The organism is Alishewanella sp. HL-SH06 (genome assembly GCF_052656265.1).
This window is the reverse complement of sequence record NZ_CP199752.1, coordinates 3,595,463-3,611,208: the sequence shown is the minus strand read 5'-3', so window position 1 is coordinate 3,611,208 and position 15,746 is coordinate 3,595,463. Positions and strand designations below refer to the sequence as shown.

Sequence of the window (15,746 nt, the reverse complement as noted above, 5' to 3'; positions counted from 1 at the left end):
TAGACAGAAAAAAGGCCAGCTAACAAGCTGGCCTTTTTTATTGACATGAGTTTGCGCGGTTAGACTTTGAATTGATCGACCGAGCGACGTAATTCTTCGGCTAGGCTGGCCACCTCATGGCTGGAAGCGGATGTTTGATCAGCGCCGGTTGAGGTTTCTTCTGCCAGCGCCACAATGGCTTCTAATATTCCGCTGATTTCAATGGCTACTTGATGCTGCTCTTTGGCCGCACTGGATATTTGTTCACTCATATCGTGTGCCAAATGCACCGCATGTGTAATGCTATCGAGAGCTGATGTGGCGACTTCGGTTTTTGCTACACAGCTTTCTGCTTGTTTCTTCCCTTTATTCATTGCTTCTACTGCGGCTTGCGCACCGCTTTGTAACGCTTGGATCATGTTTTGAATTTCTTGGGTAGAAGCCTGTGTTTTACTGGCTAAGGAGCGAACCTCATCGGCAACTACCGCAAAGCCGCGGCCTTGTTCACCGGCTCGAGCGGCTTCAATGGCGGCATTCAGGGCTAATAAATTGGTTTGTTCGGCGATGCCACGGATCACATCTAAAATGCTACCAATAGCCGCGCTGTCTTTGTGCACCTTGTTAATCACCTCTGAAGCATGATCAACCTCTTTAGATAGCTGCACAATGATGGCTTTATTTTCTAACGAAATACCTTTAACGCGTTCGGCTTCGTTATCTGCATTTTTGATTTCAGCCAGCGCATCGTTCGAGCTTTGCAGCACGCCTTGCGCCGTACTGCTCATTTCCGTGGTGGCCGAAGCGGCTTGCGTGACTTGTGACTTTTGCTCGCGTATGGCTTCGGTGGTTTGCAAGGTAATGGTTGAGGTTTGTTCTGATGCTGCCGCTAGCTGCGTTGAGCGAGAAATAATCCCTTGGATCAAGCTTTGTAAGCTGAGGTTAACCTGATTAATACTTTTTGATAGCTCGCCAAATTCGTCCTGAGCGTGCTGCGGTAATTGTTGGGTTAGATCGCCTGCTGCCATTACGCTGAGCATGGCATTAATTTTTTGCAGTGGATTAACAATGGCGCTAATAGTCCTAAACGCAATAAAAATGGCGATAACAATAGAGCCAAACATCACCATAAAGATGGTAGTGATAGCATTTTGTACGCTGCTGCTACTTTGTTGTTGAATTTGCTCTGCGGCGGCAGTGCTTAGAGTTAATAATGCAGTTAAACGGCTAATGGCATCTTGCGTATCAGAATCGGCTTTCTCGAGCAGTTGGCGGGCATTTAGTTTGCCAGTTAACAAGCGGGTTTTGTTAGCAGGGATACCTTGTTGTTCATTTAAACCGGCCGATAGTTCCAGCATCTTAGTGGCTAATTCCGCGGGCATTGATACGCTGGCGGCTTGTTGCAACATGATATCAAGTTGCTTTTGTAAGTCAGCTAAGCGAAAGCCAATTTCATTACTAATGGTGGCGGCAGTGCTGCTGTCATTGGTGCGATTTAAATCAACCACGGTATTTAATAAGCTATTTATGCCGGTTTCCATTTGTGTCGCTGCTGTGTAGGCCTGCGGGAAGCTACTGCGGACATTACTGATATCGGTAAAATCTAACAATAACGACGCCATATCATCTGCAGTCATTTCCAGATCGCTCATTTGCTGTTCAATCTGACTTTGCAGGCTGATATTATTCGCTAATTGTTGAAATAGCTGCTTTGAGATAGGTAAGAAACTGTCAAAAGCGGCGGTAACTTGCTGTGCAGCCGCCAGTAATGTCGGCTGCTGCTGTACGGTTTTATTTAACGCTGCAGCGGCGTTGTTGTAGGTTTGCAGTTGGCTATCAAATTGTTGTTGTAACAAAGACAATTGCGCACTGTCGTTGACATGAAAAGCCTGCACGCCAATTTTGCTCATTAAAACAAACTGACTTTTCATAATGGCACTGTTTTCGAGGGCGGGGATCGAGATGGTGTTAACTTCGGCGGTCGCGTTACTCACGCTGTTTAAGCGTATATAAGCAGTAAAACCAATAATCACCAATAGCACCGTAATGATGCTAAAGCCCCCAATTACGCGAGACTTAACGGTTAACTTCATGACAACTCCAATTTAAGCATATTAACTGCTATGTCACGGCTAGCAGAGGATCCATCGTGTAGCCGTTACTTGTTATTATTTATTATCGACACTATACCTTTGTCGTGTTTCAACGCAATAGGCAGTTAATTGATTGCCCCAAACACAGCCGGTATCGAGTGCATGAATGTGTTTAATAGGGCTATAACCTTCTAACGCAGCCCAGTGGCCAAAGCAAATATCCATTTGTGCATGGTCTTGCCATAGCTCAAACCAAGGTTTGAGTTTTGATTGTTTATTTAAGCCCGATTTGGTGAGCAGTTCTAATGCGCCATCCGCTTGGCAAAACCGCATACGGGTGCAAGCATTGATAGTAAAACGCCAACGATCTTCCTGGGTAACAACATCACGCCAACGGCTCGGTGTATTGCCATACATGGTAGATAACAACAGTGTAGGTTGATGCTGTAACAGCGCACTAATCTCGGCGCTAGCACTCAAGGCGGTGCTGATATCCCATTCGGGTGCTAAGCCGGCATGCACCATCAGTAATTGGCGCTCAGTACACACTTGGATCAGCGGTTGTTGGCAAAGCCAGTGTATTAATTCCGGTAGATGTGCCGCTTGCTGTAAGGCGGTCAGTTGATCAGCGGCTTTAACCTTACTAAATCCATAATAGCTGGCGATAAAATTGAGGTCATGGTTGCCTAAAACAACGCGTGCTTTCGCACCTAAACCACGAACAAAATCAAGGCAAGCTAAAGAGTCGGGGCCTCGGGCAATCAGATCGCCACAGAACCACAACTCGTCATGTTCGGCTTGATAGTGAATATGTGCCAGCAAGCGCTGAAGCGGTTCAAAGCAACCCTGCAAATCGCCTATAACGTAGGTGGCCATCAGTTCAAAATATGTGGCTGCGCCAATCTGAATAAGGGGATGGGGGTTCGAAATGATTGCTGTTTTTGGTCAATCATTTCATAGTAACCCTGCATGGTGCCCACGGGGGTTTCTAATACCGCGCCACTGGTGTAACTGTAGGTTTCACCCGGCGCTAATTGTGGCTGCACTCCGATGACACCTTCGCCAGAAACTTCGGTTTGTTTGCCATTGCCATCAGTGATTTGCCAATAGCGGCTTAACAGTTGTACCTGTTGTTCGCTTTGGTTGGTGATATTAACACAATAGGCAAAAACATAACGCTGCTCAGCCGGATCAGACTGAGCGCCTAAATAAAAACTATCCACGGATACGGTAACGTCTTGCTCAAGGCTCATTAGCACTTTCCTGCTCTGCAAGCCACTGGGCAACTCTAACAAATTCTGCAACGGAGAGTTGCTCCGGTCGTAATGATGGATCAATTCCCAGCGCGGTTAATTGCTCAGCAGTGGCAAAATTACTAAAACAATTTCGTAAGGTTTTGCGGCGTTGATTAAACGCTTCTAAGCATACACGGTTCAATACTGCAGGATCCACTTTAGCGCGATCGGCAATGTTAAACGGGATTAAGCGCACAACGGCTGAATCCACCTTCGGTGCAGGTTTAAAGGCACCGGGGCCCACTTGCACCACAGGAATGGCCTGACAGTAATACTGGGTCATTACACTGAGACGACCAAAGGCTTTACTGCCATGCCCCGCAGTCATTCGATCAACGACTTCTTTTTGAAGCATAAAGTGCATGGTATCGATCTGGTCGGCAAATTCAAATAAATGAAATAATAGCGGGGTAGAAATATTGTACGGTAAATTACCAAATACTTTAAGTTTCTGACCCGGTTGCACCAGTTGGCTAAAATCAAACTTCATGGCGTCGGCTTGATAAATGGTTAATTTATCAGCCATGTCAGGATGTTGGCGTAAACGTTCCGCAAGATCGCGATCAAGCTCAACCACGGTTAGCTTACCGGCTTCAGCAACGACTGGCTCAGTTAAGGCACCTAGTCCCGGGCCTATTTCAACTAAAACATCCGTCGTTTTTGGGGCAATAGCTTTGACAATTCGGCCAATTACATGGGGATCGTGTAAGAAGTTTTGGCCAAAGCGTTTTCGGGCACGGTGGCCCTGATGTACATTATCTGTCATGGATTCGTGGTTCGTTGAGCCAATTGAATGGCTTGGGTCACGGCATGAAACAGGCTGCCAGGGTCGGCTTTGCCCGTTGCTGCCAAATCTAGAGCGGTACCATGATCAACGGATGTTCGAATCAAAGGTAAGCCTAGGCTAATATTAACTGAACGGCCAAAACCTTTGTATTTCAATACCGGGAGGCCCTGATCATGATACATCGCGAGTACAGCATCTGCTTCGTTCAGGTATTTGGGTTGAAATAAGGTGTCAGCAGGTAAGGGCCCAATTAAGTGCATACCTTGTGCGCGGAGTTCTTCTAAAGCTGGCGTGATCACTTCGATTTCTTCGCGACCTAAATGGCCATCTTCGCCGGCATGCGGGTTTAAACCGCAAACATAGATGCGGGGTTCGGCAATACCGAACTTTTGCTGCAAATCTTCATGCAAGATGCTGATCACTTTGTGTAAACGCTCGCGAGTAATCGCTTTAGCAACATAAGCCAGCGGAATATGCGTCGTGGCGAGTGCAACGCGTAAACCTTCAGTGGCAAGCATCATCACGACATAAGGCGTGTTTGATTGCTGTGCAAAAAACTCCGTATGGCCACTAAAAGGAATGCCGGCGCGGTTGATGATGCCTTTATGGACAGGGCCAGTGACGATGGCAGCCGCTTCTGCGGATAACACCATATCACCGGCAGCACGCAATGTATCAATGACATAACTGCCATTAGCGGCATTTAACTTACCAGGGATCACGGGTTCAGCTAGCGCAAACTCAGCAATGGTTAAAGTGCCGGCGCGTTGCGGTTGAGGTGCGGCACTGGCTTGATAAGGTAAAAGTTGCAGTGGTAAGCCTAAGCTCGCTGCACGTTCTTGCATTAGCTCGGCATTAGCACAAACAACCAGTTCAACTGGCCAGTCTTGGCGCGTTAACGCCAAGACCAAATCAGGACCAATGCCGGCCGGTTCGCCCGGGGTAATTGCGATACGCAGTGTCATTAATCTTCTGCCAATACTTCGATATACGCATCATCACGCAGTTCGCGTAGGAAACTTGCTGACTCTTCGTTAAAACGGCGATTAAAAATCATCCGATAAACTTGATTACGTTTTTTATCGGCAGTGGCATCTACGGTGCGACGATCTAGTAATTGCACAATGTGCCAGCCATGTTCGGTACGGAAAGGCTCGCTCAGTTCATCAGGTTGTAGACGATTTAAGGTGTCACGAAATGCCGGAACATAAACATCTGTTTCACTCCAACCGAGGTTACCACCGTTTAGTTTTGAACCTGGATCTTCGGAATATTGTTTCGCTAATTCCGCAAAATCCGCATCACCTGCACGAAGTTTTGTGGCCATGTCTAAAAGCATCGTTCTAGCACGTTCTTCGCTAACGATAATGGATGGTTTAATCAAAATATGCCGTGAATTAACTTCAGTAAGTTCTGCCACGTTTTCACCACGAATATCAAAAATCGTTAAAATGTGAAAACCTGCGCCAGAGCGAAGTGGGCCAATTAAATCGCCTTTTTTACGCCCACGAATACTTTCGGAAAACAAAGTGGGCATTTCGTTGATGTTCATCCAATCTAATTGACCACCCTCAAGGGCATTGGCACCACTGGATGAAGCGATAGCGATGCGACGGAAGTCACTGCCATCACGTAATAATTTTAGTACTTGATCTGCACGCTCGCGTGATTCGGTAATTTGTTCGGTAGTCGCTTGGCTAGGAATGGCGATCAGGATATGACCTAATTGGTATTGTTCGCTAATCGCACCTTGCTCTTCCATCAGTTTCACAAGGTTATCGACTTCTTGCTGGCTGATGTAGATGCGACGTTGCACATTGCCGCGCAACACTTCGTTCGTCATAATTTCTTCGCGCACTTTTTCGCGGAAGCGCTCGTAGTTGCCTTCTTCATTGATAACTTGCTGACGGAATTGCTCCATCGTTAAATTCTCACCTTGAGCGATATTACGAATAGTATCATCCAGTTGGGCATCGCTAATTTGTAAACCCATACGCTGTGCCATTTGTAATTGTAAATTGGTCATGATCAAGCGCTCAGTGGCCTGAGTGCGTAAGGCTAAATCTGATGGAAGTGTTTGACCTTGTGCTTCAGCGTTGCGTTTAACTCGTTGTACTATTTCATCAACATCACTTTTTAAGATCACGCCGCTGTCCACAATCGCTGCAACTCGGTCGATTTCGCGTTCTGCTGCTGTTAGGGAAACGCTGGCAAAACCAAGCAAAACCACACAGATAATTTGCTGTAACTTCATAAATTCCTACATTCTAATTTGTTAGTAAATATGGACGTCGATAACTGAAGATGCCATTTGACAACATGTCAGCTACGCCAAAACCGGCTTTATCACCAAATCCTTTAAAGACAAACTGCACACTGAAACCACTATCCAGTTCGGCAAATTGGTTAACATTATCCACGGCGGTGTCAAAATCTGCCTGTACCTGTCTGCGAGCGACAAAACGCACTGCCCAACAACAGGATTCATATTGCAGTCCTATATTGGCGTCTATCATACGATGATTCGTCACATCACGGTAGTAACTGGCGATCAGTTGCCAGTTTTTATCTATTGGAAAGGCACCAATAACACCTAATTGTTGAATTTCCACTCCTGAGACTGCGCGGCTGTAGCGATGGTTCAATTGGAATAACGTATTCTCACTGCCACGGTAATCTAAGCTGGCTGAACTCTTGATCAGTTTGTTTTGTTCAATGTCATATTGCAGTGCGCTGCTGACATACCAACGACGATACCAATTCCAGATCATTTCAGAGGCGAGCATTGATTCTGTGGATGGCAAATCTTGAGTAATGGTATTTGCTGTGATTTCAGGATCTTTTAAGAAAAAAATCTGGCCAAGGCTAAAACGGAATAATTCATTTTCGGTATTGTCGTAAAAGCGTGTCGTAGCACCAAGGGTAATTTGATTCGCTTCATTGATACGATCTAAGCCCGAGAAACGGTTTTGTCTAAATAAGCCGTAATAATCATCTTGTAAGCGCGTGGTATCGTAGAGGCCAATATTGCTTTGATCACGATAAGGAATATACAAATACTGTATTTGCGGTTCAAAGGTTTGTAATGCCGGCTCGCCAAACCAATCGTATTCCCGTTCCATATTGACTTTGGCATGCAAGCGAACCTTGGGTAAAGTCCGAGTAATCTCGGCTTGTTCTTCATTGAGCGCGCTTAAGCTATCTTGTTGATAGTAAGTATAAAGCAAGCTTGTTTCAGCCGTGAATTCAATTGCCGATGTGATGATAGGAATTCGAAGCGTTGGCTGAATGTGTAGTCGATCCGCGGTGTTATAAAAGGCTTGGTCATTTCTGAAATGCGCATATTGGCTAAACCAACTGGCTTCAAGCCAGTTACCTAAAGCGATAGGCGCCGCTGAAGCCACACTTAGTTGCGGGATCGCTTTATAGGCTTGGTTATAATTGCCAAGAATCTCAAAGCCTTGCATTTTTAAATGCGAATGAACTTGTTCACCGTAATAACTCAGGCTGGCTTCACGATATAATTGAGTATCACTCTGGTTTGTGTAGTCTGAGCCTAATTCTGTTAGATAAGCGCTATCGCTAACATCGGTAAAGTCGATATAGCCTCGCCATTTATCACCAAAATCGGAGCGATTCGTCAAATGTGTTAAGTAACGCGCGCCGAAATCATTGGTTTTTTCATCATCGCTATCCATGTATTCTAATTGCAATAAGCCACTGTGTTCGGCTGTTAAATACCGCAGTTGCGACTTTAACTGAGTACCACGATTACTCATAAAACGCGGTGTAAGCGTCAGATCGTAGTTTTCGGCCAGGTTGAGGTAATAAGGTACTTCTATGTCTATACCGGTGCTTTGTGAACTGCCGACTTTCGGTACTAATAAACCTGACTTACGTTGTTCATTTACTGGGAAAGTTAAATAAGGGATATAAAAAATAGGGATGTCTTTAATTTTAAACACGGCATTACGCGCTTCACCCCAGCCTGAGTCTGCTGCGATGCTAATTTCTTCTGCGTGTAAACCCCAGCTGTCATCTTGTTCTGGGCAAGTTGTGAACACGGCTTGGCGTAATACTAACGCCTCGTTCGAAGCCACCATGGCCGAAGCTTCACCGCGACCAGCATTTTCAACAAATTGATAACGCGCATCACCCAGTGTAACGCGGTTTTGGCTAATGTCTGCTTCAAAAAATTGGCTACTCACCGACAGTGCTGGATTAAAATACTCAATACCGCCATCGGCGCGTAGTTTTTGGGCGCGGGTATCATAACGTGCTTTAGGTGCTTGTAATAAGGTATCGCGATGCAGGATTTGTACTTTACCTGAAAATTCAGCGCTTTGGTTTTCTTGTAAGTCGACGTTATCTGAAAAAATGCGGATTCGACTATCTTGTCCATTTAAATCTTTTAAGATATCAGGCAGTTGAACGGGTTGCTGGCAAGTTTGGCTAGCAAGCGGTGCAGCATTAACCTGCAGAGGTGTCATCGCTACCCAGAGTAATCCTGCTAAACTTAAACCTTGTTTCATGCCTTTCTACTCATTGCTTACTGCGTCGCACCAGCCGACCTTCGGTGGGTTATGATAAATCAATTTTAGAATTCCTGCTAATCCGATATAGTGCCTATGTTAATCGTGTTATGCCAGACCAGTGGCTGGCTCAGGGCTCATTGCAGTTTTCGGGGTATGTTACGTGTGGGGAAAAATTCTTGGTGCCTTATTTGGTATCGCTTTATTTAAGCTACCTGGCCTGTTGTTGGGTGTGGTAGTAGGGCATCTTATTGATCAGATGTTTCAACGCAAATTAGCGAATTGGGAAGGGCTGCAAAGCGTTTTCGGGCAAGACGATGAACAAGCCTTATTTATGTACAGTAGTTTTGCTGCAATGGGGCATCTTGCGAAAGCGACGGGTGTGGTAACCAAAGCACATATCTCAGAAGCCACCCACTTTATGCAACAGTTGGGTTTAAATGCTCTGCAGCAAAAAGAAGCACAAGCGGCATTTAGAGATGGCAAGGCGGTTAATTTTCCGTTTCGCGCGCAAATTACGGAGTTTTACCAACGCTATAAACGGCGGCCGGACGTTTTACAATTATTCCTAGAAATTCAATTAAGTATTGCCTGTGTTGATGGCCGCATCAGCGCTGAGCAGCATCAGCTTTTAATTCAAGTTGCCGAGTGTTTGCATATTTCGCGCAGCACTTTAGCGCAATTGCTGTTGGCTTATCAGGCGCAGTCACGGTTTAAACAGGGGCAAGCCCCCGGCAAAGAACAAGGGCCCTCTTTACTTGCGGCCTATCAAATGCTGGGCTGCACACCAGAGATTGCTGACAAAGAGCTGAAGCGTGCTTACCGTAAATTGATGTCGCAACATCATCCAGACAAATTAATGGCACAGGGAGTGCCAGCGGCGATGTTAGAGGTAGCCAAAAGACGTACGCAAGATATTCAAGCGGCGTATGAGCAAATCAAGCAGGCCCGAGCTAAAAACCCGTAGAGTGTAACCAGCCGATAATTTCATTGACTTGCCAGTGTTGCAGGCTTTGTTGATGAAAACCGTCGTTTAAATGACGTTGTCGATATAAAGCATTGCCACGCTGTTGCCCTAATTCTGCCCTTGCTGTGGCCGAGGCAAGTGCTTGTGGATGGTCATGCGCCGTTAATAAATCGAGTACCGGTACGTTATTCAATACGTTTTGTGCAAAGCTACTCTGTTGCTCGGTTGCTGATAAATAGGCCCCTAAATTCACTAGCGCGGCCGGTGGCATATTTAAACTATCTGTCAGCAGTAAATTCATTACCGCTGCGATTTTCCCTTGTGCAATAACAATCACTGGTGGCTTTAACCGCGCTTGCTGCGCTAACAATTGCCAGCGTTGGCTAAGTTGGTTTTTTTGTAATGTTAATTGCTGCGCAGAGTTGGTCGCCGTTACTGGATCTGGTTGCGGCAACACCCAGAGATCCCAGCCACGGTCAGGTAAAGATAAGCGAAGTTGATTAAGTAACGAAGGACTAAAGGCATGCTGATGGGCATCCGGTAGCAACACGATACTACCTCGTGTTAAACGAGCGGCACTGGGGGTATGCAATGCCATGAAGGTGGCACTCGCAGCATCAAATTGTTGTAGGTTAACCTGAGGGAATTGGCGTTGAATATCTTGCCAGTGAGGTTCTGCTTGGCTGCTGGTCGCGGCAAAAAGCATAACAGCTAATGCGAACCCTTTATTTTGCATCTATGTTACCGCCATTAAAAAACTCAAATTGATTACTCTATAGCGGCTTGTGTTCCCATATCTTGAGCGGGAAGGTGTTGTGCCAGTAAATCTTCGGCAAAAGCAAACAGCACTTTGTTGTTATGTCTAAATTTTATGTAATTGCCTTTATGCTCGAGTAAGGCAACCACAGTTGAAGGTTGGATGATAAAACAAAATTTTGTGGCTTTAAATTCGACCAACGCTTTGGCCATTTCTCTAAGATGATCGTTTGCTGCAAGACGTTGTGTTTCTTGCTCGTCATTACAGACATGTGCTGAATGCTGTAATTGAATCATTTCAACATCATCCGCAATGGCGTTAATGCTAAACATGCATAGACCGCATGTAATGAGAAGAAAAACAAACTTAGCCATGATAGGAGGAGTCCAGTAATTGACATTATGTACTAAAAATTAGCAGTGATTGTAAATTACGGCAATAGAAAATAATAGTAGAGTAGCGAAAGCCAATAAAAATAAAGCCGCTAGCATAGCGGCTTTATTTAATATTAGTACTTAAATACTATTAGCGAAGTACTGGCTCTTTAATCTTAGCCGTTACTTTTGCTTCAATACGTTGGTTGGCAGCGTGTGCTGCGCGGGTATTACCCTCAACGCGAAGCTGAGTGACACCGAAACCTTTAGAGGTAATACGGCTGCTGTTGATGCCTTGCGCTGTTAATAAATCAGCGATGGCTTTAGCACGACGCTCAGATAAACGCATGTTGTAAGCGGCATTACCGATGTTAGACGCGTGACCTTCGATGAACACAACCGCTTCAGGGAAGCGTTTCATAAAGGCGGCTAACTGGTTAACTTCTGTTTGGCCGTCAGCAGATACTGCTGCAGAGTCAAACGCGAAACGAACTTCGATATCGACATCGCCTACACGGTCCATTTTCTCAGTGTAGATAGTACAGCCTTGAGCATCTACTTTGTGAGCCGCTGGTGTGTTAGGGCACTTGTCTTGACTATCAACTACGCCATCACGGTCAGAATCAACAGGCATTGGTGCTGGCGCTGGGGCCGGAGCTGGGGCCGGAGCAGGAGTAGGAGCAGCAGTTGCTTCAGCACCGAAAACCCACGTTGCACCTGCTTTTAAAGACGCATCATTCCAATCGCCGTTGTTAATACCACGGAAACGATTACCTTCAACAAATAAGGCTACCGCTGGGCTAACAAAATAACGATAACCAACACCAATGTTTACTGCGTCAAAGGCGATGTCATTTTCAAAATGTTTCCAGCCACCCACTAAATACAGATTAGTGTTAGCCAGATGATACATTGCATCTAAACCAAAACGGTCACCCGTTACGCGAGAATCTTGAGTTAATGAATTGAAGCTCTGACGAGCATATTCAAAGCGCACACCCCAAGTTTCGTTGACACGGTAACCAATGTCAGCACCTACACCCCAAGCATCATCAGTGTTGCTCCAGGTAGCTGATTGCGCTTTACGCGAATCATTCCAGTAGCCTTCACCAAATAGTGAGCCAAAAACCTTTTTTTCTAGATCTTGAGCTGTTGGTGCATCGGCAATAGCCTGAGCGCCAAACAGCGGAATAGCCGCAAGAACTGCTACAGCGATTGCTTTAAGTTTCATCCGTTTCTCCTTCGATTCATCCAATTAAGCAAACTTTTTATAGTTTACCATATTGTTTTGTCAGTATTATTGATTTTTGCAAAAAATAAAGTTTATTTTTAAGACAATACAATAATAGTGCAGTTAAATGAATGTTGCGTTAATAGCCGATTCTTTTTACTTAAAAAGGGCAAATTGCTGAAAAAATCATCTTTTTTGCCGTTGTTGGATGGCTAAGCCTTAAATGACAGGCATGCAGTTGCAGCCGATCTGCAGCATGCACTGCCTCTCCGGCGTAAAATTTATCGCCTAAGATGGGATGACCAATAAATTGTAAGTGCACGCGTAGTTGATGAGAGCGTCCGGTGACAGGGGTTAATTCCACGCGGCTTTGGTAATTGGCACGGCTAAGCACGCGATAGTGCGTTAAAGAAGGCTTACCATGTTGATAACACACCTTTTGCATCGGTCTATTTGGCCAATCACAAATCAATGGCAAATCAATACTGCCACTGCTCGCCTTAACTAAACCGGAGACTCTCGCTTCATAACTTTTCTCAGTTTCGCGCTGTTGAAATTGCCGGTTTAGCTCACGTTGCGCTTCTTTGTGCATTGCCATAATAAACACCCCTGAGGTGGCCATATCTAAGCGATGCACAATGCTGGCATTGGGCCAAACGCGTTGCACTCGGTATTGCATGCTATCAAAGTGTGCAGGATCTTTACCCGGCACCGACAATAAGCCACTGGGCTTGTTTAGCACCACGATATCGTTGTCTTGATACAAAATATCGAGATAAGGCCATGTCGGTGGGGTATAAGTTAACAGCATGGCGTTAATCGTGACTCACCACGATCACCCGGATCGCATCTAATTTTAACCGAGCTTTGGCCAAGTACTCATTCAGTTGCTGGCATTGCTGCTGTTGATGAGCGATCTCTTCATCCCGCACTAAGGGGTTTACTTGGCGAAGTGCCTGCAAACGCTCGATATCTGCGGTTAAGCTTTGCTGCATTTGGGTTTGTGCTTGGCTGCGTAATTGCTCAAGTTGCAGCGTGGCTAACTGTTCCGCTTGTTGCAGCATAGGGTGGATCAGATTTTGTAAGGCATTCACCAGTTTTGTCGCCGTTTGTCGACCAACCGGTTTTAATTGACGATTAAAGTTATCAAACGACACTTTGGCTGCCAGATCTTTACCGGTTTTATCTAACAACATACGAATCGGCGTAGGCGGTAAATAACGCCCCAATTGTAACGCCGCTGGCGCGCTCGCTTCTGCGATATAAATTAACTCCACAAAGAAGCTACCAACCGGTACGGCTTTGTTAGGTAATAATGCCACGGAGCTGTTACCTAACACATCATTACTCAGGATATCCAAAGTGCCTGTGACCATCGGATGATCCCAGCTTAAAAATTGAATATCTTCTTCGGCTAATGCAGTAGCGCGGTCAAAGGTGACTGTGGTGCCATCATCTGCTAATCCAGGATAGTTTTGCTGTAAATGCTCAGATGGCCTTAAAATGATGCTGGTATCAGAGCGATCTTCTTGATTAACGCCCAGTAAATCCCATGCCTTGAACATCAGCATTGGCAGTTTAACGTCTTGATCGAGTGCACTGACTTCGGCAGCAAGTTGTAACGCTTGTTGGCCACCGCTGGAGTTGATTTCTAATAACTGATCGCGGCCTTGCTCCAATTTAGCTTGTAGCTCGGCGGCCAATTCAGCACAGGCTGCGATTAATTGCTCGGCCTCGTCGCTCGGGCCTCGGTAGTCAGCGAGTAGCTGTTCTAACTGCGCTTTTTGTTGTTCAAAAATCAGGCGACCCGTTTGGCAGGTTTTGGCAAACGCATTTAAGCCGTGATGATACCACTCTAATAATAATTGCTGAGCGGTATTCACAAAGTAGGGAATATGGATCTGAATATCATGCTGCTGCCCAATCCGATCTAACCGGCCAATCCGCTGTTCGAGTAAATCAGGGTTTAGCGGTAAATCAAACAATACCAAATGTTCGGCGAACTGGAAGTTACGACCTTCGCTACCAATTTCAGAACACAGCAACACTTGGGCACTGTACTCTTCTTGGGCAAAGTAGGCGGCCGCTTTATCTCGCTCGATAATGCTCATGCCTTCATGGAATACGGCGGCACGAATACCTTCAGATAAACGTAAGGCTTCTTCCAAGGCGAGAGCCGTGGCTGCCGACGCACAAATCACTAAAAACTTGCCGTGTTTCGCCGCTTTTAAGGCGGACAACAAATATGCAACACGCGGGTCAAATTGCCACCACTGGCTGTTTTCACCTTCAAATGCCTGAAAAACTTGCTCGGGAAAGAGATTAGCGGTGATTTTAGCGTGCACCGAGGCGTCTTGTTGCAAGGCGCGATGCACTTTTAAGGCATTTTGATATTGCTCTGGCATTGCCAGAGGTTGTAATAGCGGGCAACGTTTTGGGAAGCCTTGAATGGTGTTACGGCTATTGCGGAATAAAATGCGGCCGGTTCCATGACGATCTAATAACTTTTCGACCAGCTCATGCCGCAACGTCTCGCTGAGGGGTTGCTGATCGGCGAGTGATTGTAATAGCGCTTGGCTAGCGCTATCGTTTAACAAGTTGTTTAACGAGGCTAACAAGTCAGCATTCAGTGACGTGGCGCTTAACAGTTGCTGAGCTAACTTGGCGATCTGCTGATAATCTTGCTCTTCAGCTTGAAATTGTTCGTAGTCATAAAAACGATCAGGATCTAATAACCGTAGCCGGGCAAAGTGGCTCTGATGGCCAAGTTGATCGGGGGTGGCTGTCAGTAAGATTAAACCGGCTGTATCTTGGGCTAGGGCCTCGATGCGCTGATATTCCGTGCTAGGCTTTAACGGATCCCAATGAAGATGGTGAGCTTCGTCGACCACCAATAAATCCCAGTGGCTACTGACCGCATGCTCATGCCAGCTGCGCTTTTTCGCTAAAAACTCCATGCTACACAGCACGAGTTGTTCGGTATCAAACGGGTTATCCGCATCGAGTTGCGCTTGCTGGCAACGTTCTTCATCAAAAATCGCAAAACGTAGATTAAAGCGCCGCAGCATTTCTACCAGCCATTGATGTTGTAATGACTCCGGTACAATAATCAAAATACGACTGGCCAAGCCCGTCAGTAATTGCTGGTGAATAATTAAACCGGCTTCAATGGTTTTACCTAAACCTACTTCATCGGCCAATAACACGCGTGGCGCGTGGCGCTGTGATACTTCGCGTGCAATATGAAGCTGATGTGGGATCAAGCTAACACGACCACCAACCAAACCACGCAGCGGGCTTTGTTGCAGGCTTTGTTGATGCTGCCAGCTTTGAAAGCGTAATGGGAAGAATTCAAAACGGTCTACTTGACCGGCAAATAAGCGATCTTGAGGTTTGTTAAAACTCAGGAAGTGGTCTAAAAAGGTTTCGCGTAAAATGCAGGGTTCTTGCGTATCTAAGCGAATGCCGTGATAACTTAATAGTGCGTTTTCAATCGTTACTTGCTGCACCAGTAAAGTAAAGCCCTCTGCACTTTTCACTTCATCGCCGATGTTAAAACTCACGCGAGTCAGAGGCGCTTCTTGCTGAGCATAAAAGCGTGTTTCACCGCTGGCGGGGAACAGAATTGATAGCATTCTGCCCTCCAGTGCAATTACAGTACCTAAGCCTAAATCAGACTCTGTATCGCTGATCCAACGTTGTCCCAGTGCAAAATTCATTCTAAACCCTAACTG

At 45.9% G+C, this 15,746-nt stretch carries 13 protein-coding genes; 1 reads left to right on the top strand and 12 read right to left on the bottom strand.

All coding sequences use genetic code 11. The annotated features are described in order from the left end of the window. Positions 1-59 precede the first annotated feature (59 nt). The 7 genes from ACUJFK_RS16690 to ACUJFK_RS16660 all read right to left on the bottom strand — a co-directional run bounded on the left by ACUJFK_RS16690 (position 60) and on the right by ACUJFK_RS16660 (position 8,683). Positions 60-2,069: a methyl-accepting chemotaxis protein gene (locus ACUJFK_RS16690; protein ID WP_445425532.1), complete on the bottom strand. Its 2,010-nt coding sequence runs from the start codon at positions 2,067-2,069 to the stop codon at positions 60-62. A gap of 75 nt (positions 2,070-2,144) precedes the next feature. Further along, positions 2,145-2,945 (bottom strand): symmetrical bis(5'-nucleosyl)-tetraphosphatase, encoded by an 801-nt coding sequence (locus tag ACUJFK_RS16685; protein WP_306177875.1) that lies wholly within the window; start codon positions 2,943-2,945, stop codon positions 2,145-2,147. After that, positions 2,945-3,322, bottom strand: coding sequence for a Co2+/Mg2+ efflux protein ApaG (gene apaG / locus ACUJFK_RS16680; protein WP_445425531.1), 378 nt, complete (start codon positions 3,320-3,322; stop codon positions 2,945-2,947). The genes ACUJFK_RS16685 and apaG overlap by 1 nt, the downstream gene beginning before the upstream one ends. Further along, positions 3,312-4,130, bottom strand: coding sequence for a 16S rRNA (adenine(1518)-N(6)/adenine(1519)-N(6))-dimethyltransferase RsmA (gene rsmA, locus ACUJFK_RS16675; RefSeq protein ID WP_226752395.1), 819 nt, complete (start codon positions 4,128-4,130; stop codon positions 3,312-3,314). The genes apaG and rsmA overlap by 11 nt, the downstream gene beginning before the upstream one ends. Further along, positions 4,127-5,116: a 4-hydroxythreonine-4-phosphate dehydrogenase PdxA gene (gene pdxA, locus ACUJFK_RS16670; RefSeq protein ID WP_445425530.1), complete on the bottom strand. Its 990-nt coding sequence runs from the start codon at positions 5,114-5,116 to the stop codon at positions 4,127-4,129. Before pdxA ends, rsmA begins: the two co-directional genes overlap by 4 nt. Then, positions 5,116-6,405, bottom strand: a complete 1,290-nt coding sequence (gene surA, locus ACUJFK_RS16665) for a peptidylprolyl isomerase SurA (protein WP_445425529.1) — start codon at positions 6,403-6,405, stop codon at positions 5,116-5,118. The genes pdxA and surA overlap by 1 nt, the downstream gene beginning before the upstream one ends. A 13-nt stretch (positions 6,406-6,418) precedes the next feature. Further along, entirely contained in the window at positions 6,419-8,683 is a 2,265-nt protein-coding gene (locus ACUJFK_RS16660; protein ID WP_445425528.1) for an LPS-assembly protein LptD, read from the bottom strand. Positions 8,684-8,846: 163 nt separating this feature from the next. Here ACUJFK_RS16660 and djlA point away from each other — a divergent pair, with 163 nt between their 5' ends. Further along, positions 8,847-9,650, top strand: coding sequence for a co-chaperone DjlA (gene djlA / locus ACUJFK_RS16655; protein WP_445425527.1), 804 nt, complete (start codon positions 8,847-8,849; stop codon positions 9,648-9,650). On the opposite strand, the gene ACUJFK_RS16650 is transcribed toward djlA, so the two are convergent. The 5 genes from ACUJFK_RS16650 to rapA all read right to left on the bottom strand — a co-directional run bounded on the left by ACUJFK_RS16650 (position 9,637) and on the right by rapA (position 15,731). Then, positions 9,637-10,386, bottom strand: a complete 750-nt coding sequence (locus ACUJFK_RS16650) for a DUF3530 family protein (protein ID WP_445425526.1) — start codon at positions 10,384-10,386, stop codon at positions 9,637-9,639. The two genes, djlA and ACUJFK_RS16650, sit on opposite strands and share 14 nt — an antisense overlap. Positions 10,387-10,418: 32 nt before the next feature. Then, positions 10,419-10,739, bottom strand: a complete 321-nt coding sequence (locus tag ACUJFK_RS16645; protein WP_306177870.1) for a hypothetical protein — start codon at positions 10,737-10,739, stop codon at positions 10,419-10,421. A 193-nt stretch (positions 10,740-10,932) separates the two neighbouring features. Continuing rightward, a complete protein-coding gene (locus ACUJFK_RS16640; protein ID WP_445425525.1) occupies positions 10,933-12,012 on the bottom strand; it encodes an OmpA family protein in 1,080 nt (359 codons plus the stop codon). 160 nt (positions 12,013-12,172) lie between these two features. Beyond that, positions 12,173-12,823: an RluA family pseudouridine synthase gene (locus ACUJFK_RS16635; protein ID WP_445425524.1), complete on the bottom strand. Its 651-nt coding sequence runs from the start codon at positions 12,821-12,823 to the stop codon at positions 12,173-12,175. Positions 12,824-12,827: 4 nt separating this feature from the next. Further along, a complete protein-coding gene (gene rapA, locus ACUJFK_RS16630) occupies positions 12,828-15,731 on the bottom strand; it encodes an RNA polymerase-associated protein RapA (RefSeq protein WP_445425523.1) in 2,904 nt (967 codons plus the stop codon). Positions 15,732-15,746: the final 15 nt, after the last annotated feature.

Bases quoted from the DNA above. Each gene is read 5' to 3' on its own strand.
- ACUJFK_RS16660 (WP_445425528.1), bottom strand. From the start codon at position 8,683: ATGAAACAAGGTTTAAGTTTAGCAGGATTACTCTGGGTAGCGATGACA.
- ACUJFK_RS16640 (WP_445425525.1), bottom strand. From the start codon at position 12,012: ATGAAACTTAAAGCAATCGCTGTAGCAGTTCTTGCGGCTATTCCGCTG.
- pdxA (WP_445425530.1), bottom strand. From the start codon at position 5,116: ATGACACTGCGTATCGCAATTACCCCGGGCGAACCGGCCGGCATTGGT.
- ACUJFK_RS16690 (WP_445425532.1), bottom strand. From the start codon at position 2,069: ATGAAGTTAACCGTTAAGTCTCGCGTAATTGGGGGCTTTAGCATCATT.
- rapA (WP_445425523.1), bottom strand. From the start codon at position 15,731: ATGAATTTTGCACTGGGACAACGTTGGATCAGCGATACAGAGTCTGAT.
- surA (WP_445425529.1), bottom strand. From the start codon at position 6,405: ATGAAGTTACAGCAAATTATCTGTGTGGTTTTGCTTGGTTTTGCCAGC.
- ACUJFK_RS16650 (WP_445425526.1), bottom strand. From the start codon at position 10,386: ATGCAAAATAAAGGGTTCGCATTAGCTGTTATGCTTTTTGCCGCGACC.
- apaG (WP_445425531.1), bottom strand. From the start codon at position 3,322: ATGAGCCTTGAGCAAGACGTTACCGTATCCGTGGATAGTTTTTATTTA.
- ACUJFK_RS16645 (WP_306177870.1), bottom strand. From the start codon at position 10,739: ATGTTTAGCATTAACGCCATTGCGGATGATGTTGAAATGATTCAATTA.
- ACUJFK_RS16685 (WP_306177875.1), bottom strand. From the start codon at position 2,945: ATGGCCACCTACGTTATAGGCGATTTGCAGGGTTGCTTTGAACCGCTT.
- ACUJFK_RS16635 (WP_445425524.1), bottom strand. From the start codon at position 12,823: ATGCTGTTAACTTATACCCCACCGACATGGCCTTATCTCGATATTTTG.
- rsmA (WP_226752395.1), bottom strand. From the start codon at position 4,130: ATGACAGATAATGTACATCAGGGCCACCGTGCCCGAAAACGCTTTGGC.